Origin of the sequence: Brevundimonas sp. UBA5713, from assembly GCF_002419815.1 — a bacterium.
Classification (GTDB): domain Bacteria; phylum Pseudomonadota; class Alphaproteobacteria; order Caulobacterales; family Caulobacteraceae; genus Brevundimonas.
The window spans coordinates 1-4,047 of sequence record NZ_DIGV01000003.1 but is presented as its reverse complement, the minus strand read 5'-3'; the positions used below and the strand labels follow the sequence as shown (position 1 = coordinate 4,047).

At 61.6% G+C, this 4,047-nt stretch carries 5 protein-coding genes and 1 pseudogene; 3 read left to right on the top strand and 3 right to left on the bottom strand.

The features are described 5' to 3' along the window. The 3 genes and pseudogenes from B3B04_RS00120 to B3B04_RS00110 all read left to right on the top strand — a co-directional run. Positions 1 to 181: pseudogene (locus B3B04_RS00120) on the top strand (hypothetical protein); the annotation flags it as partial. Positions 182 to 183: 2 nt separating this feature from the next. Further along, positions 184 to 1,254 carry an ArsO family NAD(P)H-dependent flavin-containing monooxygenase gene (locus tag B3B04_RS00115; protein WP_292038505.1) on the top strand — a complete coding sequence of 357 codons (1,071 nt, stop codon included), beginning with the start codon at positions 184 to 186 and terminating at the stop codon, positions 1,252 to 1,254. A 353-nt stretch (positions 1,255 to 1,607) separates the two neighbouring features. Next, on the top strand, positions 1,608 to 1,847 hold the full coding sequence (locus B3B04_RS00110; RefSeq protein WP_292038502.1) for a nucleotidyltransferase: 240 nt from the start codon (positions 1,608 to 1,610) through the stop codon (positions 1,845 to 1,847). Positions 1,848 to 1,921: 74 nt separating this feature from the next. On the opposite strand, the gene B3B04_RS00105 is transcribed toward B3B04_RS00110, so the two are convergent. From B3B04_RS00105 to B3B04_RS00095, 3 genes are all read right to left on the bottom strand, one after another. Then, positions 1,922 to 2,449, bottom strand: a complete 528-nt coding sequence (locus B3B04_RS00105; protein WP_292038495.1) for a hypothetical protein — start codon at positions 2,447 to 2,449, stop codon at positions 1,922 to 1,924. Beyond that, positions 2,450 to 3,082, bottom strand: a complete 633-nt coding sequence (locus B3B04_RS00100; RefSeq protein ID WP_292038491.1) for a matrixin family metalloprotease — start codon at positions 3,080 to 3,082, stop codon at positions 2,450 to 2,452. Positions 3,083 to 3,522: 440 nt separating this feature from the next. Next, positions 3,523 to 4,047, bottom strand: a 525-nt coding sequence (locus B3B04_RS00095; protein ID WP_292038488.1) for an IS6 family transposase, incomplete at its 5' end; no start/stop codon positions are given.

Sequence of the window (4,047 nt, the reverse complement as noted above, 5' to 3'; positions counted from 1 at the left end):
TAGCGTTAGCCTGTCAGCACCGATGGAGGAACTGGTGCGATTCACAGTCCTGACTCGCGCCCATGCAGACCAACTGGTGGACCGCTATTCCGAGCGGAAGGCGTCCGGCGTGCCGATCGATGCCGCAAACGACCTGTCAGCCATTGCAATCCGGTCGCAGTCAAAGGGACTCACAACGTGAAAATGGCGGACACTTCCAACGACGCTCAAGTGGACGTCATAGTTATTGGCGGGGGACAGGCCGGCTTGGCGACGGCCTATTATTTGCGCCGAGCAGGTTTGAAATATGTGGTGCTCGATGCGGGCCAGAAGCCGGGCGGCGCATGGCACCACGGCTGGGATTCCCTCAGGTTGTTTTCGCCGAGCAGTTGGAGTTCGCTACCCGGTTGGCCGATGCCGGCCAAGCCGGGCGTTGACTACCCGACCCGTGACGACGTGATAGATTATTTCACCGTCTATGAGCAGCGCTATCAGTTTCCCATCGAGCGTCCCGTCCAGGTCCACGCCGTCAATGCCATCGAAGGGGGACTGGAAGTCGTCACTGACCAAGGGACGCGCAGGGCTGGCATGGTCGTCAGCGCGACCGGCACCTGGTCCCATCCTTTCGTGCCTGAATACCCCGGACGGTCTAAGTTCGGTGGCGTCCAGCTGCACTCGGGTCAGTACAAGACGCCTGAGGCGTTTGCCGGCAAGCGCGTCCTCGTGATCGGCGGCGGGAATTCCGGTGCCCAGATCATGGCCGAGGTCTCGCTTGTAGCCGACGCGACCTGGGTGACGACCACGGAGCCACTGTTCCTTCCTGATGATGTCGATGGCCGTGTGCTGTTTCAGCGCGCCACCGACCGATGGAAGGCTCAGTTGGAGGGGCGTGCCGTCGATGCGCCTATTGGCGGTTTAGGCGACATCGTAGCCATCCCCAGCGTCAGGGCGGCACGGGCCCGCGGAGCCCTCAATAGTTGCCGGCCGTTCATCGCATTGAATAGGGAGGGCGTTACTTGGTCTGATGGCAAGGACGAACCGATTGACGCGATAATCTGGTGCACCGGCTTCCGCCCGGCCTTGGACCACCTTCGCCCGCTCGGCGTCGTGGAGGCGGACGGACGCGTCGCGGTCGAGAACAACCGATCTAAGCGGCAGCCCCGTCTCTGGCTCATGGGCTACGGCGACTGGACCGGAGCCGCCTCGGCCACCATCGTCGGAGTAACGCGGACCGCCAGAGATATGGTGACCAGGATACAACAAGCAGTGTGCTGAAGTTTCAGGTCGACGCATCTGCATGCATGCCCCCGGCCAGACGTTGAAGGATCGGGTCGGTCTCTATGAGCCATCTTCCTGTCGGGCGGTCGCATTGAGACACAGTGCTCTTTGCAGACGCAGACGTCACCATTCGGCACATCAACAATGCGCCAATAGCGGCATACGGATCACGCCGTGAACGCGACATTCCTCGCGTAAGCTGGACGACGGCTTTGTGGCGTGATGCCTACTTCGCTTCTGAGTCAGGTTCAGAATCTCTGAAGGTCCGCTTTGAGGCAAACGCCCCTGCCCTTTTGCTCCTAAGGGCCATTCCAAGAAATCCTACAGTCAGTTCGAATACGGTTCGCTCCATGACGGAGCCCTTGGTGCCCCGCCTCCGCGACGTCTGGCCCCACGACACCAAGTTCCAAAAGCGCTGCTTCGAACTCCTCCGCGCCGCCTACGTCAAAGCCCGCTACTCACGCCACTACCGCATCACCGACGAGGAACTGGCCTATCTGACCGAGCGCATCGAGGTGCTTCGGCAGGTAGTCGTCGACGCGAGCGAAAAACGTATCGCCGAGCTCCGTAAGGCGGTCGATCAGGCCTGACCTAGGCCGCGCGTTCTGCCGCCGCCGCTGGCCGCCCGGCCGAGACACGACCGGGCGGCCGACTGAACCGAAATCTAATCGCGGCTGTCGCTGAGGTCGATCAGCGAGAAGACGCGGCGCGCCGCGTCACAATCGGCGTCTGTTCGGCAGTTCGCCGTGGCGCCAAGTTCCATGCCTCTCTCCGGCGTCGGCGCCGACTGATGTGTCTGGGCTTCCGGCCGCCTGACCCGCATGCGCAACGTCCTTCCACCAGCGAAGGCATCGGTCGCCGCGTAGGAGACGAGGTCGGCCTCCTGCCCATCGACCTTCATGCGATCCTGCGACCAATCCTGCTGGCCCAGAGGGCCTTCCGGAAAGCCGACCTGGGGCCGGTATTCGAAGACGATTTCGGTGGCGTCGTTCCCGACCACGATGAAGCTGGGATCGCGCACGCCGGAAGGCTTGGGAACTTCGCGGAACTCCGGAGGCACATGGATCGTGCAACAGGGATCGAATGCGACTGCCCGCCAGTCGGCCGGAACGGCCTGCTGCCCTCGTCCGGGATCGGCGGAGCAGGCCGCCAGTGAACTGGTGAAAAAGATCGCGACAACAACGGCTCTCATCTATCGGGCTCCGTACTGTCGGCGCAGTTCCGCCGCCTCCGCGGCGCAGGGACGTGTGCGGGTGTCCCCGGCGAAGGTGCCGTAACTCATGGCGCAGCTGTAGTCGTTGTGATGACCAAAGCCGAGCGTGTGCCCAAGCTCATGCAAAGCCACATACTCGAAACTGTAGCGGTTGGACGCCACCCCGCCGCTCGTCGGACACTGGAGGTCGCCATCTGCGGTATAATAGGACCCGTTCCAGTAGAGCATCTGGTCGTTAATGCCGATCCAGGCGGAGTTCATCGTCGTACCGGTATTCGGATATCTAGTCGCTTGGCCGGGCACGGACGGGCCTAGCCGCTGCGGCGCGAATGTGACCCGACCGACGTAGGCCTGGCGGTCCGTCTGATAGTTCTGCGAGGTCCACCCATACGTCCACCGCGATCCTTGAGCATTCCACGTATTGATGGCGCGCTGGGTCGCGGCATCACAAGCGGGCGGCATGTCTACATGAATGAAGACCTGAGCCGAGGGCGTCGCCCACTTCCGTTCCATTGGCGGTGTTTGCGCCAACACCGGCGTAGCGGCGAGGCATGTGCAAAGGGCCAGAACCGCCGTGCGGCAAACCATTGATGCGGATTTATTGAGCTGCATTTCTAGCTTCCTCGATAGAAGAAAGACGGGGTTGTCCGATGACTGTGGGCATCAGGCCCTCTGGAGAAACCAGATAGCCCGGCATGATCTGCGCATAGGCTGCATCCTGGCCCTGCCTGCCTCAGCGACCAACTGCTGATAATAGTCTCGCGACAGGAGCAGCAGGAATTGCTCGCCCGCAGCGGGACGCAGGTCGGTGCTGACGTCCATCGTTTCCGTGGACTGCTGTCGAAGGGCGAACTCGGCGCCTGCTGAAAGATCGCCTTTAAGGCGGTCCACCACCCGAAATCGGACTGTTGAACCGAACCCATCGCCTGCGCTGGTCTGGCGTTGATCCAGCGCCTCAGCCACGACGATACTCTGGGCAAGAGCGGCCTGCTGTTGGAAAGGTGCTGTCAGGATAACTAAGCGAAGTCGAAAGATCCCTACCCTGCTCATTTTCAGACCACGGCCGCCTCCCACGCGGCATTCGCTTCAGCGCGAAAGCAACGAAGTGTGGGTCTGCTGATCAAATGGCGCTGGAAGTTGAAGGTGTTGTAGATCGCGGCGTGGGTGGTGAGAAATCTCTGGGCTGAGGCTTGGGATTTGAACCTCTGATGCTGCCGCTCCCGTCGTCGGATCGGCAGATGTGAGTTCTCAACGCGGTTGTTGTCACGAAGCCTGCCAGGGCGATGCAGATGGCGCAGTTCCAACCGATCGAGTGCCGCACCGTACGAGGCCAACCCGTCCGTCGTGATGGTTTCTGGCTCGACCGGTTGATTGCGCAAAAGACGTCTGATCAGCTTCAAAGCCGCCTCTGTGTCCCGCTGGCGCTGGACAACGACGTCTAAAACCTCGCCTTCGTCGTCGACTGCGCGCCACAGATACATGCGCCGTCCTCCGATCTTGCAGACCATTTCATCGAGATGCCAACGGCCTGTCGGAGGCACTCTCCGCTTCTTCAGCCGCCGTGCAATCAGAGGCCC

What these genes read in the sequence shown, in the direction of transcription:
- B3B04_RS00115 (WP_292038505.1), top strand. Translation starts at nt 184, where the DNA reads ATGGCGGACACTTCCAACGACGCTCAAGTGGACGTCATAGTTATTGGC.
- B3B04_RS00110 (WP_292038502.1), top strand. Translation starts at nt 1,608, where the DNA reads ATGACGGAGCCCTTGGTGCCCCGCCTCCGCGACGTCTGGCCCCACGAC.
- B3B04_RS00105 (WP_292038495.1), bottom strand. Translation starts at nt 2,449, where the DNA reads ATGAGAGCCGTTGTTGTCGCGATCTTTTTCACCAGTTCACTGGCGGCC.
- B3B04_RS00100 (WP_292038491.1), bottom strand. Translation starts at nt 3,082, where the DNA reads ATGCAGCTCAATAAATCCGCATCAATGGTTTGCCGCACGGCGGTTCTG.